The 25598-nt window shown below is 64.9% G+C and carries 21 protein-coding genes and 1 pseudogene; 19 read left to right on the plus strand and 3 right to left on the minus strand.

Annotation, left to right across the window (positions count from 1 at the left end; all coding sequences use genetic code 11):
• The 6 genes and pseudogenes from J7548_RS08850 to J7548_RS08875 all read left to right on the plus strand — a co-directional run.
• A pseudogene (locus J7548_RS08850) lies at positions 1-118 on the plus strand (ABC transporter ATP-binding protein); the annotation flags it as partial.
• A 191-nt stretch (positions 119-309) separates the two neighbouring features.
• The gene (locus tag J7548_RS08855) at positions 310-1335 is read left to right on the plus strand and encodes an acyltransferase family protein (protein WP_290973382.1); all 1026 of its coding nucleotides are present in this window, start codon (positions 310-312) and stop codon (positions 1333-1335) included.
• A 182-nt stretch (positions 1336-1517) separates the two neighbouring features.
• Positions 1518-5219: a trifunctional transcriptional regulator/proline dehydrogenase/L-glutamate gamma-semialdehyde dehydrogenase gene (putA, locus tag J7548_RS08860; protein ID WP_290973386.1), complete on the plus strand. Its 3702-nt coding sequence runs from the start codon at positions 1518-1520 to the stop codon at positions 5217-5219.
• Between the two features lie 227 nt (positions 5220-5446).
• On the plus strand, positions 5447-5983 hold the full coding sequence (gene hslV, locus J7548_RS08865) for an ATP-dependent protease subunit HslV (protein WP_290973389.1): 537 nt from the start codon (positions 5447-5449) through the stop codon (positions 5981-5983).
• A gap of 17 nt (positions 5984-6000) precedes the next feature.
• Positions 6001-7347, plus strand: coding sequence for an ATP-dependent protease ATPase subunit HslU (gene hslU, locus J7548_RS08870; protein ID WP_290973392.1), 1347 nt, complete (start codon positions 6001-6003; stop codon positions 7345-7347).
• A gap of 20 nt (positions 7348-7367) precedes the next feature.
• A complete protein-coding gene (locus J7548_RS08875) occupies positions 7368-7574 on the plus strand; it encodes a hypothetical protein (RefSeq protein ID WP_290973395.1) in 207 nt (68 codons plus the stop codon).
• An 83-nt stretch (positions 7575-7657) separates the two neighbouring features.
• Here J7548_RS08875 and J7548_RS08880 read toward each other — a convergent pair whose 3' ends face one another.
• From J7548_RS08880 to cyaY, 3 genes are all read right to left on the minus strand, one after another.
• Positions 7658-9820, minus strand: a complete 2163-nt coding sequence (locus J7548_RS08880) for a TonB-dependent siderophore receptor (protein ID WP_290973398.1) — start codon at positions 9818-9820, stop codon at positions 7658-7660.
• 243 nt (positions 9821-10063) lie between these two features.
• Positions 10064-10531 carry a type II secretion system major pseudopilin GspG gene (gene gspG / locus J7548_RS08885; RefSeq protein WP_290973401.1) on the minus strand — a complete coding sequence of 156 codons (468 nt, stop codon included), beginning with the start codon at positions 10529-10531 and terminating at the stop codon, positions 10064-10066.
• Between the two features lie 101 nt (positions 10532-10632).
• Entirely contained in the window at positions 10633-10965 is a 333-nt protein-coding gene (cyaY, locus tag J7548_RS08890; RefSeq protein WP_290973403.1) for an iron donor protein CyaY, read from the minus strand.
• Positions 10966-11014: 49 nt separating this feature from the next.
• Between cyaY and J7548_RS08895 the strand changes: the two genes are divergently transcribed.
• The 13 genes from J7548_RS08895 (at position 11015) to clsB (ending at position 25409) form a co-directional block, all read left to right on the plus strand.
• Positions 11015-11230: a lipoprotein gene (locus J7548_RS08895; RefSeq protein WP_290973405.1), complete on the plus strand. Its 216-nt coding sequence runs from the start codon at positions 11015-11017 to the stop codon at positions 11228-11230.
• A gap of 69 nt (positions 11231-11299) precedes the next feature.
• Positions 11300-12583 (plus strand): diaminopimelate decarboxylase, encoded by a 1284-nt coding sequence (gene lysA / locus J7548_RS08900; RefSeq protein ID WP_290973408.1) that lies wholly within the window; start codon positions 11300-11302, stop codon positions 12581-12583.
• A 281-nt stretch (positions 12584-12864) separates the two neighbouring features.
• On the plus strand, positions 12865-13716 hold the full coding sequence (locus tag J7548_RS08905; protein ID WP_290973411.1) for a phage tail protein: 852 nt from the start codon (positions 12865-12867) through the stop codon (positions 13714-13716).
• A 236-nt stretch (positions 13717-13952) separates the two neighbouring features.
• Entirely contained in the window at positions 13953-15410 is a 1458-nt protein-coding gene (locus tag J7548_RS08910; protein ID WP_290973413.1) for a sodium:solute symporter family protein, read from the plus strand.
• 124 nt (positions 15411-15534) lie between these two features.
• Entirely contained in the window at positions 15535-16305 is a 771-nt protein-coding gene (gene otsB / locus J7548_RS08915) for a trehalose-phosphatase (protein ID WP_290973416.1), read from the plus strand.
• 108 nt (positions 16306-16413) lie between these two features.
• A complete protein-coding gene (locus tag J7548_RS08920) occupies positions 16414-18297 on the plus strand; it encodes a glycoside hydrolase family 15 protein (RefSeq protein WP_290973418.1) in 1884 nt (627 codons plus the stop codon).
• Positions 18297-19691: an alpha,alpha-trehalose-phosphate synthase (UDP-forming) gene (gene otsA, locus J7548_RS08925; protein ID WP_290973420.1), complete on the plus strand. Its 1395-nt coding sequence runs from the start codon at positions 18297-18299 to the stop codon at positions 19689-19691. The genes J7548_RS08920 and otsA overlap by 1 nt, the downstream gene beginning before the upstream one ends.
• Before the next feature lie 186 nt (positions 19692-19877).
• A complete protein-coding gene (locus tag J7548_RS08930) occupies positions 19878-20240 on the plus strand; it encodes an FmdB family zinc ribbon protein (RefSeq protein WP_290973423.1) in 363 nt (120 codons plus the stop codon).
• A gap of 25 nt (positions 20241-20265) precedes the next feature.
• Positions 20266-20901, plus strand: coding sequence for a DUF502 domain-containing protein (locus J7548_RS08935; protein ID WP_290973426.1), 636 nt, complete (start codon positions 20266-20268; stop codon positions 20899-20901).
• A gap of 110 nt (positions 20902-21011) precedes the next feature.
• Positions 21012-22817 carry an aspartate--tRNA ligase gene (gene aspS / locus J7548_RS08940; protein WP_290973428.1) on the plus strand — a complete coding sequence of 602 codons (1806 nt, stop codon included), beginning with the start codon at positions 21012-21014 and terminating at the stop codon, positions 22815-22817.
• A gap of 74 nt (positions 22818-22891) precedes the next feature.
• Positions 22892-23377: a dihydroneopterin triphosphate diphosphatase gene (nudB, locus tag J7548_RS08945; protein WP_290973430.1), complete on the plus strand. Its 486-nt coding sequence runs from the start codon at positions 22892-22894 to the stop codon at positions 23375-23377.
• 24 nt (positions 23378-23401) lie between these two features.
• On the plus strand, positions 23402-24193 hold the full coding sequence (locus J7548_RS08950; RefSeq protein WP_290973434.1) for an endonuclease/exonuclease/phosphatase family protein: 792 nt from the start codon (positions 23402-23404) through the stop codon (positions 24191-24193).
• Positions 24194-24245: 52 nt separating this feature from the next.
• Complete coding sequence (gene clsB, locus J7548_RS08955; protein ID WP_290973437.1) at positions 24246-25409, plus strand: cardiolipin synthase ClsB; 1164 nt, start codon at positions 24246-24248, stop codon at positions 25407-25409.
• The last annotated feature ends 189 nt before the right edge of the window (positions 25410-25598 follow it).

Raw genomic sequence — 25598 nt, forward strand, 5'->3', positions numbered from 1 at the left:
GCTGGAGGCGGCGCACCGGGGGTATGTGATGGAGTCGGGGCTGATCACGATGAACGGCCAGGCCAGGGAGATGCTGGACGATCCGCGGGTGAAGGCGGCGTATCTGGGCGAAGGCTGATTCGTCCGCACCTGTATCACCGCTACCACGCCGCATGGTTCCGCCATGCGGCGTTTTTTATGGCTGTTTGATTCGAAAAGCACCGTCGTCCTGACGAAGGGCAGGATCCTGCATCCGCCAGAACTCTCATCCGTTTCGCGCTGTCCTTCCTGGAACCAGGCAATGCCGGCATCCGGCGCAAAGGGCAGCGCATGCAAAGAGAGCAATGGATAGACGTCTTCCGCGGCATCGGCATCGTGCTGGTGGTATGGGGTCACGTCTACGGCGGCTACAGCTTCGACCTGATTTTCCTGTTCCACATGCCGTTGTTCTTCTTCATCAGCGGCTACCTGTTCCAGCCGGTCGGCGACATCGCGGCATTCGCCCGCCGCAAGGCGGTGCAGTTGCTGCTGCCTTATGCCGTGTTCTTGCTGGCGATCAACATCCCGCTGGCCATCGACCTGTTTGCCAACAAGCCGCACGACCAGGCCGCCGTGCTGCGCTTTGCCGGCGACCTGCTGCTGGGCGGCAGCCGCTTGTCGTCGTGGGTGGCGGCGTTCTGGTTCGCGACCAGCTTTTATGCGGTGCTGCTGGTCGAAGCCCGGCTGCTGGGGCGCTATCGCCGCCGCACGCTGCTGTGGCTGCATGCGGGCATGCTGCTGTTGAGCTACGCCAACAGCTGGTTCTTTCCTGATCTGCAGGTGCCGTGGGCGCTGAATGTGGCGCTGGCGGCGGCGCCGTTCTTCTATGCCGGCTACCTGTTGCGCGCCATGCCGCAGCAGCGGCGGCTCTACCGCGGCGCGGCGCTGGCGGCCGGACTGGCCTGCATGGCGGTGGTCGCCAACCGCTATTTCGGCTGGCACCTCGGACTTGGCTACGACATGAAGGTAGCCCACTACGGCGTGCCCGTCCTGACCTTCGCCGCCGCCCTGGCCTGTTGCGTGACGCTGGTGCGCATCGCCCGCCATATCTCGTCCCGCCATGCCGCCGTCGCGCGGTGCCTGGCCGGGTTGGGGCAGGCCGCGCTGGCGATCATGTTCATGCACATGGTGTTCACCATGGGCGTGGCGGCGCTGGCCGGCGAACGTTATCAATTCGCGCGTTTCGCGCTCGGCCTCGCGGGCAGTTACCTGGTGTACCGTGAAAGCCGCAAGCATGTCTGGAGCCGCGCCTTGCTGCTCGGTTCGGCCGGCGATTTCGAGCAGCTGCGCAGGCGCTGGCGGGAAGCGCGCGGCTGAGGTGGATGCAAGCTCGTCTTGCCTGTTCGGTGGAAATTTAATTTTGCAATATTTTATTTTTCTAAATTAAATATTGGTTATTGGCATCAAATACAGAATTAATATTGGTTGTTCCCGCATAGAATCCGGATGCGAAAAGCTCTTCCAATCCACCGGCATTTACTGACATTTCCAGTCCACCCATGACCACCGCTATCCCGACCGCAACCCCGGCTGAGGCTCCCGCATCTTCCTCCAGCCTGCCTTTCAGCGCCTTCCACGCCGAGGTGCAGCACGCCCCCGACGCCTTGCGCGCCGCCATCACCGCCGCCTATCGCCGTGACGAGCCCGAAGCGGTGCAATGGCTGCTGGACCAGGTCGGCAGCCAGCCGGCATGGCGTGAGCAGACCCAGCAACTGGCCAGGAAGCTGGTGCAGCAGGTGCGCGAGAAGCGCACGCGCTCTTCGGGCGTGGATGCGCTGATGCATGAGTTCTCGCTGTCTTCCGAAGAAGGCGTGGCGCTGATGTGCCTGGCCGAAGCGCTGTTGCGCATTCCCGACCGCCAGACCGCCGACCGCCTGATCGCTGACAAGATCAGCAAGGGCGACTGGCGCAAGCATCTGGGCGAGTCGCCCTCGCTGTTCGTCAATGCCGCCACCTGGGGCCTGCTGATCACCGGCAAGCTGGTCGCCACCAACAGCGAAAACAGCCTGGCCTCGGCCATCACCCGCCTGATCGGCAAGGGCGGCGAGCCGCTGATCCGCAAGGGCGTGGACCTGGCCATGCGCATGCTGGGCAACCAGTTCGTGACCGGCCAGACCATCGAGGAGGCGCTGGACAACAGCCGCGACAACGAGAAGCGCGGCTACCGCTATTCCTACGACATGCTGGGCGAGGCGGCGCTGACCATGCACGACGCCGACGCCTATTACAAATCCTACGAGGATGCGATCCACGCCATCGGCCGCGCCTCCAACGGCCGCGGCATCAAGGACGGCCCGGGCATCTCGGTCAAGCTGTCGGCGCTGCACCCGCGCTATTCGCGCGCCCAGCATGCGCGCGTGATGGGCGAGCTGCTGCCGCGCCTGAAGCAGTTGCTGCTGCTGGCCAAGCAATACAACATCGGCCTGAACATCGACGCCGAGGAAGCCGACCGCCTGGAGCTGTCGCTGGACATGATGGAAGCGCTGGTGGCCGACCCCGACCTGGCCGGTTTCGACGGCCTCGGTTTCGTGGTGCAGGGCTATCAGAAGCGCTGCCCGTTCGTGATCGACTACCTGGTCGACCTGGCCCGCCGCAACAAGCGCCGCCTGATGATCCGCCTGGTCAAGGGCGCCTACTGGGACAGCGAGATCAAGCGCGCCCAGGTCGACGGCCTGGAAGGCTATCCGGTCTACACCCGCAAGGTGCACACCGACCTGTCCTACCTGACTTGCGCGCAGAAGCTGCTGGCCTCGACCGACGTGATCTACCCGCAGTTCGCCACCCACAACGCGCACACGCTGGCGGCGATCTGGAACTGGGCCAAGCTGCACAACATCGACGACTATGAATTCCAGTGCCTGCACGGCATGGGCGAAACCCTGTACGACCAGGTGGTCGGCGCCGACAATCTCGGCAAGGCCTGCCGCATCTACGCGCCGGTCGGTTCGCACCAGACGCTGTTGGCCTACCTGGTGCGCCGCCTGCTGGAAAACGGCGCCAACTCTTCCTTCGTCAACCAGATCGTCGACGAATCCGTGGCGCTGGACAAGCTGGTGGCCGATCCCATCGAGACCGTGCGCGCCCAGGGCGGCCAGCCGCACCCGGCCATCGCGTTGCCGCGCAAGCTGTACGGCCAGGAGCGCAAGAATTCGGCCGGCATCGACCTGTCCAATGAAGACCGCCTGCGCCAGCTGGATGCCTTGTTCGGCAGCATGGCCGAACGCCAGTGGCAAGCCGCGCCGCTGATCGCCGGTACCGTTGCCGCCACCGAAAAGCAAGTGGTGCGCAATCCGGCCGACCGCCGCGAAACCGTGGGCGAAGTCACCGAAGCGACACTGCCGGATGTCGAAACCGCGCTGGTCGCCGCCACCGCTTTCGCGCCGCAATGGCAATCCACGCCGGCCGCCGAGCGCGCCGCGATGCTGGAGCGCGCGGCCGACCTGCTGGAAACCAACATCGCCGAACTGATGGCGCTGGCCGTGCGCGAAGCCGGCAAGTCGCTGCCCAATGCGATCGCCGAAGTGCGCGAGGCGGTGGATTTCCTGCGCTACTACGCGATCCAGTCGCGCCATGACGGCAACGCATTGGCCTACGGCCCGGTGGTGTGCATCAGCCCGTGGAACTTCCCGCTGGCGATCTTCATCGGCGAAGTCAGCGCCGCGCTGGCCGCCGGCAACGTGGTGCTGGCCAAGCCGGCCGAACAGACCGCGCTGATCGCGCACCGCGCCGTGCAATTGCTGCATGAAGCCGGCGTACCGCGCGCCGCGCTGCAACTGCTGCCTGGCCGCGGCGAAACCGTCGGCGCCGCATTGACCTCGGACGAGCGCGTGAAGGGCGTGATCTTCACCGGCTCCACCGAAGTGGCGCAACTGATCAACCGTACCCTGGCCAAGCGCAACCACGGTGAAAACGGCGAGCATGGCGACGTGCCGCTGATCGCCGAGACCGGCGGCCAGAACGCGCTGATCGTCGACTCCAGCGCACTGGCCGAGCAGGTGGTGGTGGACGTGCTGTCGTCCGCCTTCGACAGCGCCGGCCAGCGCTGCTCGGCGCTGCGCGTGCTGTGCCTGCAGGAAGACATCGCCGACCGCACCATCGAAATGCTCAAGGGCGCCATGGCCGAACTGCGCGTGGGCCGCCCCGACCGCTTGGCCACCGACATCGGCCCGGTGATCGACGCCGAGGCGCAGCAGAACCTGCTGGCCCATATCGAACGCATGCGCGGCAGCGCCCGCTCGGTGCACCAACTGAAGCTGGACGCTGCCTGCGAGCACGGCACCTTCGTGCCGCCGACCGTGATCGAAATCGACAGCCTGGGCCAGTTGCAGCGCGAGGTGTTCGGCCCGGTGCTGCACGTGCTGCGCTACCGCCGCGACCAGTTGCCGCAACTGATCGCCGCCATCAACGCTACCGGCTACGGCCTGACCCTGGGCGTGCATTCGCGCATCGACGAGACCATCGATTTCGTGGCCGAAAGCGCGCACGTGGGCAACATCTACGTCAACCGCAACATCGTCGGCGCCGTGGTGGGCGTGCAGCCCTTCGGCGGCGAAGGCAAGTCCGGCACCGGTCCCAAGGCCGGCGGCCCGCTCTACCTGAAGCGCCTGCAGCGCAATCCGAAGCTGCAGGAGGAGTTGACCAAGGCGCAGCCGGCGGCGGTTTCCAACGCCTTGCTGGACAGCCTGCTGCACTGGGCCAAGACCCACGGCCACGAACGCCTGGCCGCGGCAGGCCAGCGCTACCACGGCGACAGCCTGCTGCAGCGCAGCCTGCTGCTGCCCGGCCCGACCGGCGAGCGCAACACGCTGGCCTTCGCGCCGCGCGGCCTGGTGCTGTGCGTGGCCGGCAGTGTCGGCACGCTGCTCAACCAACTGGCGGCGGCGTTCGCCACCGGCAACACGGTGGTGGTCGATGCGGCCACTGCGGCCTTCATCCCGGCCGGCCTGCCGCAGCAGGTGCGCGCCGCCATCCGCCAGTCGGACAAGCTGGACGGCGAACCGCTGCAAGCCGCGCTGGTGGACAGCCACGCGGCGCAAGCCTGGCGCGGCAAGCTGGCCGCGCGCGACGGCGCGCTGGTGCCGATCATCGTGTGCAGCGAAGACACCGCGATCCCGCTGTGGCGCCTGCTGGCCGAGCGCGCGCTGTGCGTCAATACCACCGCGGCCGGCGGCAACGCCAGCCTGATGACGATTTCGGTGTAACCCCCGGCACTGACTTTATTGCCCCTCCTTTGGGCGCCCCGGCAGCGATGCCGCGGCGCCCGTTTTTCTTGCAGGCGTAAAATAACGGCCTCCCGCGCGGCATCGGCGCGCGCCGGCATGGCATTCCGACAATGCCTTGCAATCGGCCCGGCCAGCCCCATCTCGGAACAACGCGGATGGCGACGTCCGCAGGCAGTACACAACGCACATATTGAACAGAGGCAAGCATGGAACAATTTCACGGCACCACCATCCTTTCGGTCCGTCGCGGCAACCAGGTCGCGCTGGGCGGCGACGGCCAGGTGACGCTCGGCAACATCGTCATGAAGGGCACCGCGCGCAAGGTGCGCAAGCTGTACCACGGCAAGGTCCTGGTCGGCTTCGCCGGCGGCACGGCCGACGCCTTCACGCTGCTCGACCTGTTCGAGGCCAAGCTGGAAAAGCACCAGGGCAACCTGATGCGCGCCTCGGTCGAACTGGCCAAGGACTGGCGCACCGACCGCATGCTGCGCCGCCTGGAAGCGATGCTGCTGTGCGCCGACAAGGAAAGCACCCTGGTCATCACCGGCAACGGCGACGTGCTGGAACCCAATGACGGCATCGGCGCCATCGGCTCGGGCGGCAGCTACGCGCAGTCGGCCGCCAGGGCGCTGCAGGAAAACACCGATTTGTCGCCGGCCGAGATCGTCAAGAAGTCGCTGACCATCGCCGGCGAGCTGTGCATCTACACCAACCTGAACCACATCATCGAAACGCTGGAATAAGCGCGAAGCAGACCGACATGAACATGACCCCCAACGAAATCGTTTCCGAACTCGACAAGCATGTGGTCGGCCAGGGCCGCGCCAAGCGCGCGGTGGCCATCGCGTTGCGCAACCGCTGGCGCCGCCAGCAGGTCAACGAGCCGTTGCGCCACGAGATCACGCCCAAGAACATCCTGATGATCGGCCCCACCGGCGTGGGCAAGACCGAGATCGCGCGCCGCCTGGCCAAGCTGGCCGATGCGCCCTTCATCAAGATCGAAGCCACCAAGTTCACCGAAGTCGGCTACGTCGGCCGCGATGTCGACACCATCATCCGCGACCTGGTCGACATCGGCATCAAGCAGACTCGCGAAGTGGAAGTGCGCAAGGTGCGCGCCCGCGCCGAGGACGCCGCCGAAGACCGCATCCTCGATATCCTGCTGCCGCCGGCGCGCGACTTCGGCTTCACCTCCGAACACAATAGCGGCGGCGCCGAAAAGGACGAGAAGAGCACTACCCGCCAGACTTTCCGCAAGCGCTTGCGCGAAGGCGCGCTGGATGACCGCGAGATCGAGATCGAGCTGGCCGAAGGTTCGCCGCAGATGGAAATCATGGCGCCGCCGGGCATGGAAGAAATGACCGAGCAGATCAAGTCGATGTTTTCCGGCCTGGGCAACCAGCGCAAGAAGGCGCGCAAGGTCAAGATCAAGGAAGCGATGAAGTTCCTGATCGACGAGGAGGCCGCCAAGCTGGTCAACGAGGATGAGCTGAAGAAGCATGCCATCGCCAACGTCGAGCAGAACGGCATCGTGTTCCTGGACGAGATCGACAAGATCGCCACTCGCTCGCAGAACGGCAGCGCCGACGTCTCGCGCGCCGGCGTGCAGCGCGACCTGCTGCCGCTGGTGGAAGGCACCACCGTCAACACCAAGTACGGCATGATCAAGACCGACCACATCCTGTTCATCGCCTCGGGCGCGTTCCACCTGTCCAAGCCGTCGGATTTGATCCCCGAGCTGCAGGGCCGTTTCCCGATCCGCGTCGAACTGGATTCGCTGTCGATCGCCGATTTCGAACGCATCCTGACCGGCACCGACGCCTGCCTGACCAAGCAGTACCAGGCCTTGCTGGCGACCGAAGGCGTGCAGATCGAGTTCGCCGACAGCGGCATCAAGCGCCTGGCGGAGATCTCCTACTCGGTCAACGAAAAGACCGAGAACATCGGCGCCCGCCGCCTGTACACGGTGATGGAAAAGCTGCTGGAAGAAATCTCCTTCACCGCGGGCGAAGCCGGCGTCGTCGGCTTCACCATCGACGCAGCTTACGTCGATGCACGCCTGGGCGAGCTGGCGGTTAACGAAGACCTGTCGCGCTACGTGCTGTAAGGCGCGGGGAGAACGGGGCGATGGCCAATAAAGGACTGGCGACGCGGCAGAAGCTGAGTTTCCGCGTTGAGCCGTCGCAGCGGGCTTCCAAGCCGCGCAATCCGGTAGCCATCGCCGCGCAGCAGCGCGCAGGCGGCGCCGGGCCGCACCGCAAGAGCGAGGCGGGCGAGCGGCAGCGCTTGAAGTCGGAGTTGTTGAAGAAGCTGGTGGGCAGCGAAGAGAAGTAACCAACAATTTCATTGCAGTATCAAAGAAAAACCTCCGCAGGATTGCTCCTGCGGAGGTTTTTTATTGCCTGCCATTGCCGGATTTACATGTGGTAGCGCAGGGTCAGCGCAAAGTTGCGCGGTGCGCCTGGCAGGCTCAGGTTCGGGCTGGAGCCGTGGCCGGAGATGATGTAGCCGGTATTGAAGATGTTGTTGACGTTGAATTGCACTTCGTACTTGGCGGTACGGTAGGCAGCCATTGCATCGGCCGTGACGTAGCCCGGCAGGATGACGGTATTGCCCGGGTTGGCCGCACGCGCGCCGACTGCGTTGGCGCCGCTGCCGACGGTGAAGCCGCTGCCCAGATCCTTGGTAAGCCAGAAGTTAAGGCTGTGCATTGGCGTCAGGGTGGCGCGCTTGCCTTGCACGGTCACGACTTGCTGCGAGTTGGTGCCTGGGAAGTTGACGCTGCCGTCGGTGGCGATGGAATCAGTGATTTTTGCATTCAGGTAAGCATAACCGGCCATTACCTTCCAGCCTTGCTTGAGGTCGGCGTTGAAGGTCAGCTCGATGCCATCGGTGCGTTGCTTGCCGACCGGGACGACGCGGTTGGTTGTCGGGTCGGTGGTTTTTATGTTGTCGCGCTCCAGGCGGAACACCGATACCGTAGCGCTGGCGCGGTTATCCCAGAAGTCGTACTTGGCGCCGACTTCTGTATTGCGCGTGTTCTCCGGCGCCAGGTCGGCATTGTTGGCGGCCAGAGCGAAGTTTTCGCCTGATGGCTGGAAGGATTTGCTCCACGACAGATAGTAAGACTGTGTCTCGGTCGGTTGCCACACCAGACCCGCTCTCGGGCTGTAGGCTGCATCGGTACGAGAGAGTTGTGTCAGGGTTGTCACGCCGCCGGCGATGCCGTAAACATCGGACTTTTGCTTGAAGCTGTCGTAGCGCATGCCGACCAGCGCCTTCCACTGATCGTTGAAGGCAATCGTGTCTTGCAGGTAAGTGCCGAAGGTGTCGTAGGTGCCGAATGTACGGTTGTTCACCGTCACGTTAGCCGGGTTCACAACAGGCACCACCGGATTGAAGATGCTATAGGTGCCGGGCAGGTTGGCTGCTGCCGCGCTGAGGGAGTCTTTGCTTTGCTGGCCGAACTCTACGCCGTACAGGATCTCGTGCGAGGTCTGGCCCAGTTTCAGTTTTTGAGTCAATTCGGATTGGTTGAACCAGCCATTTTCATCACGATCCAGATGGCTATGGCCCAATTGCATCGTACCCGTGATTTCATTCACACGAGTGTTGCTGGCAATGTTCGTGGAGTTCCGGTTCAGGTGATAGTCGTAATAACGCAAGGCATTACGGAACGAGAACTCTTCATTGAAGCGATGCGTGAACGTGGCCGCAGTGGAGACCACGCGCGTTTGCACGAAGTCGGCATCGCGGGCGTTGCGGGCGCCGTAATAAGTGCCGGGATCGACGCTGACTGGCCGGCCCTTGTACGACGGAATGCCGAAGTCCATCACGCGGCGGTCTTCCAGATAATCGGCCTGCAGCAGCAGCTTGGTATCCGACGAGAAGCGCAGTTCCATCGACGGCGCGATTGCGGTGCGGTCGATGAATTGCTGGGCACGGAAGCCGTCACCGCGTTCGACCGCGCCGGTCAGGCGCCACGACACTGCGCCGTCACCTGCACCGCGGCCCAGGTCCAACTCGGCGCGGCGGCCGGCGGTGCTGTTGGCGGTGAAGCTGACGTCGGAGACGTCGATGCCCGGCTTCTTGGTCACGCGGTTGATCAGGCCGCCCGAGGAGCCGCGGCCGTACAGTACGGCCGCCGGGCCCTTGATCACTTCCACGGATTCGACGTTGGAGAGGTCGCGGAAATACAGCGCATCGTCGCGGAAGCCGTCGACGAACTGGTCGCCGATGGCGGTGAAGCCGCGGATGAAGACCTGGTCGCGCTGGCCGTCGCCGGTCGACAGGCCCACGCCGGGCACGTTCCTGAGCACATCCTGCATGGATGTGGCGTTCTGGTCCTTGAGCACCTGCGCCGGCACCACGTTGATGGTTTGCGGGATATCGCGCAGCGGCGCTTCGCTCTTGGTGCCGCTGACCGCGATCGGGACGACGTAGCTGTCGCTGGTGCGCGAGCCGCTGACCTGCACTTCGGGCAGGCTGTCGGTGCCTTGGGCGAAACCGAGCGGGGCGACGGAGCAGGCGGAGAGGGCGGTCAGCACGGCGAGGCGGCCGGGCTTGAGGCGGTACTTCATGGGGATGGCTTTCTTTGTTTTAATTAATGGGAATTATTTTTATTTATATTACCGATTAATTGCAAATAAATGTAGGCTTTTTGCAAGCAGATGTATGCGCGCAACAGCGGGAAAGCGGTTGCGATAGGGGCTTGATGGCGGTATGGCCGCCATGTTGGATGCGAGTGGTTTATCGCCCGGCAGGCGTGCGAGGCGAAAAAAAAGCGGCCAGTGGCCGCCGCAGGATGTTGGTCTCGCCCGCCTTCAGTGCAGGCGGATCACGTGGGAATCGTCTTCGCCGCCTTCCGGGCCGGCTTCGCCGAAAGAGAACAGCTGGTAGCTGGCGCCGTCTTCATCCGCGCCGTACTGGTAGGAATTGCCCCAGGGGTCGCGCGGCAGGCGTTCGACGTAGCCGCCGATCTGCCAGTTGGCCGGCACCGGCGCGTGCACCGGCTTGATCACCAGCGCCAGCAGGCCTTGCCGGGTGCTGGGATAGCGGCCGTTGTCCTTGCGGTATTGTTCCAGGCCGGCGCTGATGGCGCGCAGGTCCGACTCGGCCGTCTGCGCTTGCGGGCCGTGGTCGTGGCTGATGCGGCTGACCAGTTGCGGCAGGCCCAGGGCGGCGATCACCGCCAATGCCGCCAGCACGATGATCCAGCGCAGGCGCGCGAGGCCGCGTTGCAGGAACAGGAAGGCGGGATGCCGTTGGGATGGAAAGGAGGAACGGCGCATGGATGCTGCTGGCTTCAAGTCAGGTGGCGAGGTTGGGAAAGGTGCAAGTATAGAGCGTGCGATGAAATAGTCCATCGCGCCCGGTACGGCCTGGGCCGCGCTCAGGCCTGCAGGGCGACCTGCACGCCGCTCTGGCCGCTGACGATTTCCGACAAGGCCGCGTACATTTCGGAACCGTCGCGGGTGTTGAGCCAGCGCTGGCCGTCGTACTTGTAGTGGAAGCCGCCGGAGCGGGCGGCGATCCACAGTTCTTGCATCGGCGCCTGGCTGTTGACGATGATCTTGGAGCCGTTGGCTATGCATTCGATTTCCAGGACGTTGCCGCTGCGGCTGCACTCGACGTCCAGGTCGCCATCGTCGCAAGCCTTTTCCAGCGCGCTTTCGATGGCATTGAGGGTGGCGTCGGCCAAGTCCAGGAATTCCGTTTCTGTCATGCTAAACTCCAAAGCATTCTGAAGATTTACCGTAATCCTCCATTTTATCGTGAAGTCATCCAATTCTCTCGCCCGCCGTGCGGCGGTGCTGGCAGCGTCTTCCTTGCTCCTGGCGTTGGCCGGCTGCGGCCAGAAGGGGCCGCTGTACATGCCCAAGGTCCCGCCCGATCCGCTGGCCCGGACTTCGCCCAAACCGGATGCCGCCAAACCTGGTGCGGCGCAGGATGGCGGCGCCGCATCCAAACCGGCGGCCGGCAACGAGTAAGCACTTCACCCCGGCGCCGGCCCGACCCGGGCGCCGGACCGAACCAACGATTCCGTTAACACGACTTCCATGTCCCATTTTTCCTATCGCAACGGCGTGCTGCACGCCGAACAAGTGTCGCTGCAGGCCTTGGCCGCCCAATTCGGTTCGCCCCTCTACGTCTATTCCAAGGCGGCGCTGGTGGAGAACTTCTCGGCTTATGCCGACGCCTGCCGCAAGGCCGGCCGTTTCGACGACGGCGCCCTGGTGTGCTATTCGGTCAAGTCCAACTCCAACCTGGCGGTGCTGAACCTGCTCGGCAAGCTGGGGTCGGGCTTCGACATCGTCTCCGGCGGCGAACTGCTGCGCGTGGTGGCGGCCGGCGGCGATGCGCGCAAGGTGATTTTCTCCGGCGTGGGCAAGGGCCGCGACGAGATGAAGCTGGCGCTGGAGCATGACATCCTGTGCTTCAACGTCGAGTCCATCCCCGAGGTGGCACGCCTGAACGAAGTGGCGGGAGAACTGGGCAAGCGCGCGCGCATTTCGCTGCGCGTGAATCCCAACGTCGACGCCCGCACCCATCCCTACATTTCCACCGGCCTGAAGGAAAACAAGTTCGGCGTGGCCTACGAGGATGCGCTCAACTGCTACCGCGCCGCCGCCGCCCTGCCCAATATCGAAGTGGTCGGCATCGACTGCCACATCGGTTCGCAACTGCTGGACGACTCGCCGCTGCTGGAAGCGCTGGACAAGATCATCGAGATGGTCGACGCGCTGGAAGCCGAGGGCATCTCCATCCACCACCTCGACATCGGCGGCGGCATCGGCATCGTCTACGACGATGAGAAGCCGGTCGCGGTCGGCGACTACCTGGCGCGCGTGTTCGCCCGCATCGACGCCTGGCGCGCGCAGAAGTACGGCGGCCGCCGCATCCAGGTGATGTTCGAGCCGGGCCGCTCGATCGTCGGCAACGCCGGTTTGCTGCTGACCGAGGTGCAATACCTCAAGCACGGCGAAGGCAAGAACTTCGCCGTGGTCGACGCCGCCATGAACGACCTGATGCGCCCGGCCATGTACGAGGCCTGGCATGGCGTCAAGGCGGTCAAGGAAAACGCCGGCCAGGCGCAGGTCTACGACGTGGTCGGCCCGGTGTGCGAATCGGGCGACTGGCTGGCGCGCGCGCGCGAGCTGGCCATCGGCGAGGGCGATTTGCTGGCGCTGATGTCGGCCGGCGCCTATGGCATGACGATGGCGTCCAACTACAACACCCGCGGCCGCGCGGCGGAAGTGCTGGTCGACGGCGAGCGCGCGCACCTGATCCGCAAGCGCGAGAATCCGGCCGACCTGTTTGCCCTGGAAAGCATCGTCGGCTGATGTGATTCGTTGACGTTTTTGCAAACGGCAGCCCCGGCGACGCGGCTGCCGTTTGTTTTTGTTGGCGGGGCGGCAACACGAGGGGGAGGGTGGAATGCAGAAATCCTGCCTCAACCGCATTCTTTGATTTGCCTTTCGGAAATTTAAGCGCAGAATAAATCCCCCCGCCGGAGAAATACGCCGGCGGGAAGGCAGCAGTACGACCGGACAAACAGGGAATGTCCGGTTCCGCCGGGGGGCGGAGGGAAGTGCGGAGGGGTTCCGCAACACAGGGAAAAGACATGCAGAGCCTGCATCGCAAAGGGGAAAATCGCGGCCAAGGACCGGCAGATGATGCCGGCGTCGGCGCGCGTGCGCCGGACGGCTTGGGCGCATCCTCAGCAGGAATCTCCACCGATGAACTTGAAATTCGCGCCTCCCAGATCACCGCCGCCGCTGTGGCCGCCGCCGCCGTCACGTCGTCGGTGGTGGTGACCGCGGCCGAAGCGCAAGCCCAGCTTCAAGCGGCGCCAGGGATTGTCGTAGCGCCTCCCGTTGCGCAAGCGCCGAGGCCGCAAGGCGCCTGGCTGGTGTCGCTGCTGACATTGGCCGCGATCGGCCTGGCGTTGTGGTGGAGCGCCCAGTGGCCGTGGCCGGAGCGCGCCTTGCGGCCGATGGCGCCGCATTTGCCTGCGCTGACGAAACATAAGCCCGTATCGCCCGCCGCCGCCAAACGGGCCGAACGGGCCGCCGTGGCGCCGGAAGCCGCAACGGCAATCGTCCCGGCGCGGGACGAGATTGCCCTGTTGCAGCAGGCGGCGGAAGAGAAAGCCCAAATGCTGGCGCAGAAAAAGGCTGCCGCCGAGGCGCGCCACCGGCGCGAAGATGCCGCCCTGGCGCGGCGCGAACAGCTGCGCCGCGAAGCCGAAGCCCAATTGGCCGCCGCCCGCACCAGGGCTGAGAGCGCCTTGCTGGCCGCACCCGGACAACCGGCGGCGGAGGCGGCTCCGGTGGCGCCCGGGTTGGCCGAACAGGTCCAGCAATGCCGTACTCTGGCCCTGTTTGCGCGCGAGAGCTGCCTGTGGAAGTTATGCAACGGCAAATGGGGCCAAGACGGCTGCCCTTCCTACCGGCGCGACAACGAAGGCGCCTGACCTTCCTCCTGCCGCAAGCCTGCGCCAGGCGCGGCTTTCCCCCTTCGACACATCATGCTTGCCCCGGCGTTCGCATGGGGCGTTTCTTGCTTGCGGACAAGCCGTCCGGCAGGTGCTTGAACCCGTTGCCAAACTGCGCGTAAATGTATGCCTGCAGCCGCTTTGGGCGCTGGACTTGCCGCTATAATGCGCGTTTTTCTTTCACTTCCCCGGCTCCATTCGCAAGGATCAAGGCAATGAATGCACTCCTCTGGTTCGTCGTCCTCTATTGGGTCATCTCGGTGGGCATCGGCCTGTATGCCACCAAGTTCGTCAAGAGTTCGAAGGACTACGCCGTGGCCGGCCGTTCGCTGCCGATGTCGGTGGTGACGGCGACCGTGTTCGCCACCTGGTTCGGTTCCGAGGCGGTGCTCGGGGTGTCGTCGACCTTCCTGCAGGAAGGCCTGGGCGGCATCGTGGCCGACCCCTTCGGCTCCTCGCTGTGCCTGATCCTGGTCGGCGTGTTCTTCGCCAGGCCGCTGTACCGGATGAACCTGCTGACCATCGGCGACTATTACAAGAAGCGCTACGGCCGCGCCGCCGAAATGCTGGTCACCATCTGCATCGTGATTTCCTACCTGGGCTGGGTGGCGGCGCAGATCAAGGCGCTGGGCCTGGTGTTCAACGTGGTTTCGGGCGGCTACATCCCGATGCACTGGGGCATGGTCATCGGCGCCGGCAGCGTGCTGATCTATACCCTGATGGGCGGCATGTGGGCGGTGGCGATCACCGACTTCCTGCAGATGATCATCGTGGTGGTCGGCATGCTGTATATCGGCTGGGAAGTGTCGGGCATGGTCGGCGGCCCCGGCGCGGTGATCCAGCATGCGGCCGAGGCCGGCAAGTTCAATTTCTGGCCGGCGCCCACCACCAAGGAGGTGCTGTGGTTCTTCGCCGCCTGGATCACCATGATGCTCGGCTCCATCCCGCAGCAGGACGTGTTCCAGCGTGTGATGTCGTCCAAGAATGAGAACGTGGCGCGCAACGCCTCCATCCTGGGCGGCGTGATTTACTTCTGCTTCGTGTTCATCCCCATCTTCCTGGCCTACTCGGCGACGCTGATCGATCCGGAGATGGTGTCGAAACTGCTGGCGACCGATTCGCAACTGGTGCTGCCCACGCTGATCATGGAAAAGATGCCGGTGTTCGCCCAGGTGATGTTCTTCGGCGCGCTGCTGTCGGCCATCAAGAGCTGCGCCAGCGCGACCCTGCTGGCGCCGTCGGTGACCTTCACCGAAAACGTGCTCAAGGAAATCCGCCCGTGGAAGAACGACCGCGAATTCCTGCTCTCGATGCGCGTCGTGGTGCTGGTATTCACCGTGGGCGTGACCTCGCTGGCGTTGAACAGCCAGTCCAGCATCTACCAGATGGTGGAAAACGCCTACAAGATCACGCTGGTGGCCGCCTTCGTGCCGCTGGCCTTTGGCGTCTACTGGAAGCGCGCCACCCGCCAGGGTGCGCTGATGGCGATGGTGCTCGGCCTGGTGTCCTGGATCACGCTGGAATACGCCGCGCCCGAAGGCCTGTGGCCGCCGCAACTGATGGGCTTGCTGTGCAGCATCGGCGGCATGGTGGTGGGTTCGCTGATGCCGCAACTGCTGGCGCCGATGCCGCCGATCCTGGCCAACGTGCCGGAGGGCGGCAGCCAGTCCTGATCCAGCCTTTGTCGATGAAACGGTCGCCCGGCAATGCCGCGCGGCCGTTTTTTTTCGACTAATGTCATCGAAGTTGTTCGAGAAGAAATTGGAACTTATTTGCCTTTGATTAACCAGAAAGAGCATGACTGAGCAAACTCGCCCCTACGATTTTGCTGCCGATGCGTTATTTCTGGATTTCGACGGCACCCTGGTCGATCTGGCGCCACATCCCGAAGAGATCGTGGTGCCGCCGGAACTGATCACGCTCCTGCAGCAGATACAGCAACAATCCGACGGCGCGCTGGCCATCGTCAGCGGCCGGCCCCTGGACCAGCTCGACTTCTTCCTCGCGCCGCTGCGCCTGCCGCTGGCGGGCGTGCACGGCGCCGAGCGGCGCGCGGCCGACGGGCGCATCATCGTCCAGCCGGTGGCCGATGTGCACCACCTGCGCGAGCGGCTGCTGCCGCTGGTCGACGCGCATGACGGCCTGCAGCTGGAGATCAAGCGCGGCGCGCTGGCCTTGCACTACCGCCATGCCCCGCATCTCCGGCAGCGTTGTATCGACGCCATGCTCGATGCCCTGAAGTGCGATCCTGGTTTCACCATGCTCAACGGCAAGATGGTGGTGGAAGCCAAGCCGCACGTGAACAAGGGCGACGCGGTCGCGGCCTTCCTGCGTGAAGCGCCGTTCCGTGGGCGGCGCCCGGTGTTCATCGGCGACGACGCGACCGACGAGGCCGGCTTCGCCCTGGTGCAATCGGAAACCATGCGCGGCCTGGGCATCAAGGTGGGCGATGGCGCCAGCCAGGCGCTGGCGCGCGTGGCCGATCCCGCCGCGGTGGCCGGCTTGCTGCGCCAGGCGCTGGATGCGTCCCTTGCGTGCAGTTCCGGCGGGGAGCGGGAAGAAGCCTGAGAACAGGTTCTAACGCACCATATACGCCGCAAGGCTCGCCGGCAGCCGTGCGGCGCATCAGCCATCTACCAGGATCTTCTGATCTGAAAAACAGAGGACGAGGGAACCATGAGCCAGCCCAGCAGCAATCCGCAACAAGAACCCCAGCCACTTCCGCATTCCCGATCGCAGCAATCCGAGCAGCCGCACCTGGCGGCGCAGGACAATCCTTCCACTTCGACCCTGGACCTGGGCGTCATCGGCAATTGCGCCTTCTCGGCGCTGGTCGACAAGATGGGGCGCATCGTCTGGTGCTGCCTGCCGCGCTTCGACGGCGACCCGGTGTTCAACGCACTGCTCGACCCCAGCGACAACGGCAGCCTGTGGGCTTTCCAACTGGAGAATTTCTCGCACAGCGAGCAATGGTATGAGCCCAATACCGCGGTGCTGCGTACGCGCCTGTATGACACGCTGGGGCAGGGCATCGAGATCACCGACCTGGCGCCGCGCTTCCACAGCCGCGGCCGTTTCTTCCGGCCCCTGCAACTGGTGCGCCGCATCCATCCGCTGTCGGGCGCGCCGCGCGTGCGCGTGGTCCTGCGCCTGAAGTTCGACTGGGGCCGCGAAGTGCCGCTGGAAACGCGCGGCAGCAACCACATCCGCTATGTCGGCAACGGCCAGGCGCTGCGCCTGAACGCCGATGCGCCCATCAGCTACATCGTCGGCGAGACCGCCTTCGTGGTCAATCGCCCCTACAGCTTCATCCTCGGCCCCGACGAAACCCTGCATGGCGGCATCAACGACACCGCGCGCGATTTCGAGCAGGAGACGCTGGCCTATTGGCGCAACTGGAGCCGCGCGCTGGCCACGCCGCTGGAATGGCAGGATGCGGTGATCCGCGCCGCCATCACCCTGAAGCTGTCGGTGTACGAGGATACCGGCGCCATCATCGCCGCCATGACCACCAGCGTGCCGGAAGCGCCCGGCAGCCAGCGCAACTGGGATTACCGCTATTGCTGGCTGCGCGACGCTTTCTTTGTGGTGAGGGCGCTGAACAGCCTGTCCGAACTCGGCACCATGGAAGACTACCTGCGCTGGCTGACCAACGTGGTGGTGCGCTCCGGCGGCGGCCATGTGCAGCCGCTGTACGGCATCGGGCTGGAGGAAGAACTGCCGGAACAGGTGCTTGACCACCTGCCGGGCTACCAGAACCACCGGCCGGTGCGCGTGGGCAACCAGGCCTACGAACACTTCCAGCACGACGTCTACGGCAACATCGTGCTGGGCGCGGCGCAGGCCTTCCATGACATGCGCCTGCACCACCGTGCCGGCGCCGAGCATTTCCAGCACCTGGAGGCGGTCGGAGAGCGCGCCTACGAGGTCTACCACCAGCCCGATGCCGGCATGTGGGAGCTGCGCACGCGCTCGCGCATCCATACCTCGTCGGCGCTGATGAGCTGGGCCGCCTGCGACCGCCTGGCCAAGATCGCGGCGCGGCTGGACATGGCGCAGCGCGCGCAATACTGGCGCGCGCGCGCCGAGGAAATCGGCGCCCGCATCCTGAACGAAGCCTGGAACGAGCAGCGCCAGGCCTATGCCGAAAGCTTCGGCGGGCGCGACCTCGACGCCAGCGTGCTGCTGATGGTCGAAGTCGGCCTGCTCGCGCCGACCGACAAGCGCTTCATCGCCACCGTCGACGCGCTGGAAAAGTACCTGTGCGACGGTCCCTACATGCGCCGCTACGAAGCGCCGGACGACTTCGGCCGGCCCGAGACCGCGTTCAACATCTGCGCCTTCTGGCGCATCGACGCGCTGGCGCGCATCGGCCGCAAGGAGCAGGCGCGCGAGATCTTCAATGCCATGCTGGACGTGCGCAACCACCTAGGCCTGCTGTCGGAAGACACGCATCCGGTCACGCGCCGGATGTGGGGCAATTTCCCGCAGACCTACTCGATGGTGGGCATCATCAACTGCGCGATGCGCCTGTCGGCATCGTGGGAAGCGGTGATCTGATGGGCAGGCTGGTCGTCGTCTCGAACCGCCTGGCCGACCCGCGCAAGCCCGCGGCCGGCGGACTCGCGGTGGCGCTGGGCGAGACGCTGAAAAAGACCGGCGGCATGTGGTTCGGCTGGAGCGGCAAGGTGGTGGAGCAGGGCGCGCCCGGCGAGGGCGAGTTGCGTGTGCACCAGGCCGGCGCGGTGACGCTGGCCGAGCTCGACCTGTGCCGGGAAGACCATGACGCCTACTACCGCGGCTACGCCAATGGCGTGCTGTGGCCGGTGTTCCATTACCGGCTCGACCTGGCGCATTTCGAGTCCGGCCACCTGGGCGGCTACCGGCGCGTGAACCAGCTGTTCGCGCGCAAGCTGTTCCCGCTCTTGAAGCGCGACGACATCGTCTGGATCCACGACTACCACCTGATTCCGCTGGCCGCCGAATTGCGCGCCATGGGCTGCGAGGCGCGCATCGGTTTCTTCCTGCACATTCCGCTGCCGCCGCCGCCGATCCTGGTGGCGATTCCCTCGCATGAATGGCTGATGCGCGCGCTGTTCGCCTACGACCTGGTGGGTTTCCAGAACCACGCCGACTTGCAGCACTTCGCCCAGTACGTGCAGGCGGAGGCCACCGCCGAAGCGGTCGGCGCCAACCAGTACCGCGCGTTCAACAGAACCGTGCGCGCCGGCGCCTTCCCGATTGGCATCGACGTGGCCGACTTCCAGCGCCTGGGGCGCGCCAGGGAGGCGCGCGACACCTACGAAAGCACCCGGCAGGAATATTCGCGCCGGCGCCTCCTGGTCGGGGTCGACCGCCTGGATTATTCGAAGGGATTGCCGCAGCGCATCCGCGCCTTCCGCGAACTGCTGCGCCTGTATCCGGAGAACCGCCACAGCGCCACGCTGCTGCAGATCGCCTCGCCCAGCCGCGAGGACGTGGAGGCCTACGGCGACATCCAGCGCGAGCTGGAAAGCCTGTGCGGCGCCATCAACGGCGACTTCGGCGACTTCGACTGGATGCCGATCCGCTACATCCACCGCACCGTCGCCCGCAGGCGCCTGCCGGGCTTGTACCGGGCCTGCTCGGTGGCGCTGGTGACGCCGCTGCGCGACGGCATGAACCTGGTCGCCAAGGAGTTCGTCGCCGCCCAGAACGAGGAAGACCCCGGCGTGCTGGTGCTTTCGCGTTTCGCCGGGGCCGCCGAGCAGATGAAGGAAGCGCTCATCATCAATCCTTACGACACCCACGGCACCGCCCACGTGATCCAGCATGCGCTGCAGATGCCGCAGGCCGAACGGCGCGAGCGGCATGCGGCGCTGATGCGGAACATCCGCGAATTCGATGTGCATTGGTGGTGCCGGGAGTTCCTGGATGCGCTGAAGAACTCCCGCCCGCAGGCGGTGGCGGCCTGAAAGATTGCATAAAAGGAATGCGCCGGGGGCGCGCGGACGGCATTTTCCACGATGTTGTCAAAACGATCATGCCGGGTTTGGCGGCGCGCAAAGCGCCGCTTGTGGACAAGTCGCCGCACAGCCTGCGAAAAGCGCGCCAAAACCCTTTATAATTCAGGGTTTTGGAAGTTTTTTGCGGAGTTAGTCATGCCGATTTACGCGTATCGCTGCGAAGCGTGTGGTTTTGCCAAGGATGTCTTGCAGAAGATCTCCGACGATGCGTTGACCGTTTGCCCGTCCTGCAGCAAGGACAGCTTCAGAAAGCAACTGACCGCCGCCGGTTTCCAGTTGAAGGGTTCCGGCTGGTATGTGACCGATTTCCGCGGCAATGGCAGCGGCACCGCCAACAGCGTGGGCGCCACCGGCACCGGGCTGGCTGCGAGCGAGTCCGCCAAGGCTGCGGATGCCGCGCCTGCTGCTGCACCTGCCGCCGCCGCACCTGCACCTGTTGCGGCCACGCCGGCCGCCGCTCCTTCGACCCCGACCGCATCCGCTCCCAGCGCAAGCTGAGCCGCGGCGCCACCGATTCCGACCCATGCGCAAATACTTCATTACCGGCCTGCTGATCCTGGTGCCCCTGGCCATCACGCTCTGGGTGCTCAACCTGATCATCGGCACGATGGACCAGTCGCTGCTGCTGCTGCCGCCGAGCTGGCGTCCGGAATCCCTGCTGGGTTTCTACATCCCCGGCCTGGGCACCATCCTCACGCTGCTGATCATCTTCCTGACGGGCGTGGCCGCGCGCAACTTCATCGGCCGCCAGATCGTCTCGGTGTGGGAAGGCATCCTGACCCGCATCCCGGTGGTGAAGTCGATCTACTCCAGCGTCAAGCAGGTGTCGGACACGCTGTTCTCGTCCTCGGGCAACGCCTTCCGCAAGGCGGTGCTGATCCAGTACCCGCGCCATGGCTCCTGGACCATCGCCTTCCTGACCGGCACCCCGGGCGGCGAGGTGAAGAACCACCTGGAAGGCGACTACATCAGCGTGTACGTGCCGACCACGCCCAACCCGACCTCGGGTTTCTTCCTGATGCTGCCGCGCGCGGAATCGATCGAGCTGGAAATGTCGGTCGACGAAGCGCTGAAGTACATCGTCTCCATGGGCGTCGTGGCCCCGGAAATGCTGGCCGACAAGAAAATCATCACCGAGCCGGCGGCGCCCCGCAATTGACGGGGCGGCCGGCAGCCAGCGCGCCGGCCAGCCCCGCCTTCGCCCCAACGCATTCGTCCCAATTTAAGTCTCTCGAATCAAACAAGAACACTGTCAACGGAATCAGAACCATGTCCATGCGAACCCAATACTGTGGCCTCACTACCGAGGCACTGCTCGGCCAAACCGTCAGCCTGTGCGGCTGGGTGCACCGTCGCCGCGACCACGGCGGCGTGATCTTCATCGACCTGCGCGACCGCGAAGGCCTGGTGCAGGTGGTGTGCGATCCGGACCGCGCCGACGTTTTCAAGAACGCCGAAGCGGTGCGCAACGAATTCTGCCTGCGCATCACCGGTGTGGTGCGCAACCGTCCTGAAGGCACCACCAACGCCAACCTGAAGTCGGGCAAGATCGAAGTGCTGTGCCACGAGCTGGAAGTGCTCAACCCGTCGGTCACGCCGCCGTTCCAGCTGGACGACGACAGCCTGTCGGAAACCACCCGCCTGACGCACCGCGTGCTGGACCTGCGCCGCCCGCAGATGCAGAACAACCTGCGCCTGCGCTACAAGGTGGCGATGGAAGTGCGCAAGTTCCTGGATGCCCAAGGCTTCATCGACATCGAAACCCCGATGCTGACCAAGTCGACCCCGGAAGGCGCGCGCGACTACCTGGTGCCTTCGCGCGTGAACGCCGGCGAATTCTTCGCCCTGCCGCAGTCGCCGCAGCTGTTCAAGCAGCTGCTGATGGTGGCCAACTTCGACCGCTACTACCAGATCACCAAGTGCTTCCGCGACGAAGACCTGCGCGCCGACCGCCAGCCTGAATTCACCCAGATCGACTGCGAAACCTCGTTCCTGACCGAACAGGAAATCCGCGACCTGTTCGAAGGCATGATCCGCCTGGTGTTCAAGAACGCGCTCGACATCGACCTGCCGAACCCGTTCCCGGTGATGGACTTCGCCACCGCCATGGGCAAGTACGGCTCCGACAAGCCGGACATGCGCGTCAAGCTGGAATTCACCGAACTGACCGACGTGATGAAGGACGTCGAGTTTAAGGTGTTCTCGGGCGCGGCCAACAGCGAAGGCGGCCGCGTGGTCGGCTTGCGCGTGCCGGGCGGCGCCGACATGCCACGTTCGGAAATCGACGCCTACACCCAGTTCGTCGCCATCTACGGCGCCAAGGGCCTGGCCTACATCAAGGTCAACGAAAAGGCCAAGGGCCGCGACGGCCTGCAATCGCCGATCGTCAAGAACATCCATGACGCGGCCCTGGCCGCCATCATCGAGCGCACCGGCGCGCAAGACGGCGACCTGATCTTCTTCGGCGCCGACAAGGCCAAGGTCGTCAACGACGCCATCGGCGCGCTGCGCGTGAAGGTCGGCCACAGCGAGTTCGGCAAGAAGAACGGCCTGTTTGACGACGCATGGCGTCCGCTGTGGGTGGTCGATTTCCCGATGTTCGAGTACGACGAGGACAACGCCCGCTGGGTCGCGCTGCACCACCCGTTCACCTCGCCCAAGGACGGCCACGAAGACTTCATCTCGACCAACCCGGGCGCGGCCATCGCCAAGGCCTACGACATGGTCCTGAACGGCTGGGAACTGGGCGGCGGTTCGGTGCGTATCCACCGCGCCGACGTGCAGAGCAAGGTGTTCCGCGCGCTGAAGATCGACGACGAGGAAGCCAAGCTGAAGTTCGGCTTCCTGCTGGACGCGCTGCAATACGGCGCGCCCCCGCACGGCGGCATCGCCTTCGGCCTGGACCGCCTGGTCACCATGATGGCCGGCGCCGAGTCGATCCGCGACGTGATCGCCTTCCCCAAGACCCAGCGCGCGCAGTGCCTGCTGACCCAGGCGCCGTCGGCGGTCGACGAGAAGCAATTGCGCGAATTGCACATCCGCCTGCGCAATACCGAGCCGGCCGTCAAAGCGTAAGAACCTGTTAGCTCGCTGTTTTGTGCATAATGAAGGCGCCGGTAACTCCGGCGCCTTTTTTATTTTCGAGTGCAATGAACCAACGTCCTTACAAGATCCCCGAATCGGTGCTGGTGGTGATCCACACCGCCGAGCGCGAAGTGCTGCTGATCGAGCGCGCCGACAAGGCCGGTTTCTGGCAATCGGTGACCGGTTCGAAGGACACGCCGGAAGAAGCCCTGTCGGTCACCGCCCGACGCGAAGTGCGGGAAGAAACCGGCATCGCGGTAACCGAAGCGGGGATAGAATCGAACGCCGTGCCGGCCGCCAATCTGCGCGACTGGCAGTTGTCCAATATTTATGAAATCTATCCGGTCTGGCGGCACCGCTACGCGCCCGGCGTGACGAAGAACACCGAGCACGTGTTCGGCCTGCTGGTGCCGCGGGATATTGTCGTGACGCTGGCTCCGCGCGAACATACGCGCTACCAGTGGCTGCCGTACCGCGAAGCGGCCGACCGCTGCTTTTCGCCTTCCAATGCGGAAGCGATCCTGCAGTTGCCGCGCTATATGCAAGGCTGATCCGGTTCAAGAAAGGTTGTTTCCATGAAGCTGCGCGTGGCGACATACAACATCCACAAAGGCGTCACCTCGTTCGGCGGCCGGCCGCGCATCCTGGCGCTGAAGCAGGCGCTGGCCCAGCTCGATGCCGATATCCTGTTCCTGCAGGAAGTGCAGGGCCGCCATGACCTTAACGCCTTGCGCCACGAGTCGAACTGGCCGCAGCAGGGCCAGCACGAATACCTGGCCGGCGACACCCATCATGCAGCGTACGGCATGAATGCCGTGTACGATCACGGCCACCACGGCAATGCGCTGATTTCGCGCTTCGCCATCGCCTCCAGCCGCAACCAGGATGTCTCCGACCACGCTTACGAATCGCGCGGCATCCTGCATTGCGTGGTGCCGGTGGATGGCGTCGACGTGCACTGCTACGTGGTCCACCTGGGTTTGTTCGCCGGCGGACGTCGGCGCCAGACCGAGGCCCTGATCGAAGCGGTGCGGACGTCGGCGCCGCCCGATGCGCCGCTGATCATCGCCGGCGACTTCAACGACTGGAGCAACCAGCTGAGCAAGATGCTGTACCAGCGCCTGGGCGTGGTGGAAGTGTTCGACCAGCCGGCCACCAAGGGGCTGATGAACGGGCTGCGCAGGCTGGGCGGGTTGTCGGCGCCGATCCGTCCGGCGCGCACCTTCCCGGCGATGCTGCCGTGGCTGCGGCTGGACCGGATCTACCTGCGCGGCTTCCGGGTCGAGGCCGCGCAGGTGTTGAGCGAAGGGCCGTGGGCGCGCCTGTCCGACCATGCGCCCATCGTCAGCGAGTTGCGCCTGGCGTAGGCCCGGACGCACGTATCCCGACCGATAAGATGGAACCAGAAAAAAGTCCCGCATGCGCCATGTGAACTTCACCGACGGCAACGAGATCGCACTGCTGCACAACGGCGCGGCCTACTATCCGGCGCTGATTGCGGCGATCGAGGCGGCGCGGGTGGAGATCTATCTCGAAACCTACATCTTCGCCGGCGACGACACCGGCATCCTGGTACGCGACGCCTTGCAGCGCGCCGCCCGGCGCGGGGTGGTGGTGTATGTGATCAACGACTGGCTGGGCACCGGCCGCGTGCAGACCGGGCTGCTCAAGCAAGCGCTGGAGGCCGCCGGCGTCCAGCATCGCGCTTTCAACCCGTGGTTCCGGCGCGGCGTGGCGCGCAGCCACCGCAAGCTGTGCGTGGTGGACCGCCAGGTGGCGTTCGTCGGCGGCCTCAATATCAACGACGACCTGCGCTCCGACCGCGACCACGCGATCGCGCTGCCGGCGCCGCGCTGGGATTTCGCGGTGCGCGTCACCGGTCCGCTGGTGCATGAGATCTACCGCGAGATGGATGCCCAGTGGCGGCGCGTGGGCCGCATGAAGCTCAAGGCGCGCTGGGAGAATTTCAAGCGGTTGCGCCACCATCCCTACGTGCCGGTCCATGGCGAGGCCCAGGCCGCGCTGGTGGTGCGCGACAACTTCCGCAACCGCCGCACCATCCAGCGCGCCTACCTGCAGGCGCTGGGCCGCGCGCGCGAAAGCGCTTTCCTCGCCAATCCGTATTTCGCGCCGGGGCGCAAGATGCGGCGCGCGCTGGAAGAAGCGGCGCAGCGCGGCGTCAAGGTGACCCTGCTGCTGGGTGTGGGCCAGTTCGCCATGCAGGATGCGGTGGCGCATTCCTTCTACCCCAAGCTGCTGCGCGCCGGCGTGCGCATCGTCGAATACACCAGGACGGAGCTGCACGCCAAGGTGGCGGTGGTGGACGACAAGTGGTCCACGGTCGGCTCCAGCAACTATGACGGACTCTCCCTGTTCGTGAACCAGGAGGCCAATGTGGTCATCCAGGATGCGTCGTTCTCGCACTACCTGAGGGAAGAGATCGAGGCCGGCGCGGCCGGCGGGCGAGTGGTCCACCTGGCCGATTTCGCGCATGTGCCGTGGTACCGGCGCGCCTGGTACGGGGCGGCCTTCCTGCTGTACCGCACGGTGATCCACATCATCACCCTGGGGCAGGACGCCTGACCCGAATTAGCGTGCGGTTGCCGGAAGATAAGCCATGTTTGGCGCGGGTTTGCGGCATTCCCGATGCCGCCGCGCAATGTTCGCGGATACCGAAAATCCACCGTATCGCATTCCATGATGAAATGGACTAAGATGGCCGTCCGGGTTGCCCGCTGAAGGTCGCGGGGATATCCCGCCATTTCAATAAAA

This window comes from Herbaspirillum sp. (assembly GCF_017744395.1).
Lineage (GTDB): Bacteria > Pseudomonadota > Gammaproteobacteria > Burkholderiales > Burkholderiaceae_D > Herbaspirillum.

Bases quoted from the DNA above. Each gene is read 5' to 3' on its own strand.
- J7548_RS08855 (WP_290973382.1), top strand. From the start codon at position 310: ATGCAAAGAGAGCAATGGATAGACGTCTTCCGCGGCATCGGCATCGTG.
- putA (WP_290973386.1), top strand. From the start codon at position 1,518: ATGACCACCGCTATCCCGACCGCAACCCCGGCTGAGGCTCCCGCATCT.
- hslV (WP_290973389.1), top strand. From the start codon at position 5,447: ATGGAACAATTTCACGGCACCACCATCCTTTCGGTCCGTCGCGGCAAC.
- hslU (WP_290973392.1), top strand. From the start codon at position 6,001: ATGAACATGACCCCCAACGAAATCGTTTCCGAACTCGACAAGCATGTG.
- J7548_RS08875 (WP_290973395.1), top strand. From the start codon at position 7,368: ATGGCCAATAAAGGACTGGCGACGCGGCAGAAGCTGAGTTTCCGCGTT.
- J7548_RS08880 (WP_290973398.1), bottom strand. From the start codon at position 9,820: ATGAAGTACCGCCTCAAGCCCGGCCGCCTCGCCGTGCTGACCGCCCTC.
- gspG (WP_290973401.1), bottom strand. From the start codon at position 10,531: ATGCGCCGTTCCTCCTTTCCATCCCAACGGCATCCCGCCTTCCTGTTC.
- cyaY (WP_290973403.1), bottom strand. From the start codon at position 10,965: ATGACAGAAACGGAATTCCTGGACTTGGCCGACGCCACCCTCAATGCC.
- lysA (WP_290973408.1), top strand. From the start codon at position 11,300: ATGTCCCATTTTTCCTATCGCAACGGCGTGCTGCACGCCGAACAAGTG.
- J7548_RS08905 (WP_290973411.1), top strand. From the start codon at position 12,865: ATGCAGAGCCTGCATCGCAAAGGGGAAAATCGCGGCCAAGGACCGGCA.
- J7548_RS08910 (WP_290973413.1), top strand. From the start codon at position 13,953: ATGAATGCACTCCTCTGGTTCGTCGTCCTCTATTGGGTCATCTCGGTG.
- otsB (WP_290973416.1), top strand. From the start codon at position 15,535: ATGACTGAGCAAACTCGCCCCTACGATTTTGCTGCCGATGCGTTATTT.
- J7548_RS08920 (WP_290973418.1), top strand. From the start codon at position 16,414: ATGAGCCAGCCCAGCAGCAATCCGCAACAAGAACCCCAGCCACTTCCG.
- otsA (WP_290973420.1), top strand. From the start codon at position 18,297: ATGGGCAGGCTGGTCGTCGTCTCGAACCGCCTGGCCGACCCGCGCAAG.
- J7548_RS08930 (WP_290973423.1), top strand. From the start codon at position 19,878: ATGCCGATTTACGCGTATCGCTGCGAAGCGTGTGGTTTTGCCAAGGAT.
- J7548_RS08935 (WP_290973426.1), top strand. From the start codon at position 20,266: ATGCGCAAATACTTCATTACCGGCCTGCTGATCCTGGTGCCCCTGGCC.
- aspS (WP_290973428.1), top strand. From the start codon at position 21,012: ATGTCCATGCGAACCCAATACTGTGGCCTCACTACCGAGGCACTGCTC.
- nudB (WP_290973430.1), top strand. From the start codon at position 22,892: ATGAACCAACGTCCTTACAAGATCCCCGAATCGGTGCTGGTGGTGATC.
- J7548_RS08950 (WP_290973434.1), top strand. From the start codon at position 23,402: ATGAAGCTGCGCGTGGCGACATACAACATCCACAAAGGCGTCACCTCG.
- clsB (WP_290973437.1), top strand. From the start codon at position 24,246: ATGCGCCATGTGAACTTCACCGACGGCAACGAGATCGCACTGCTGCAC.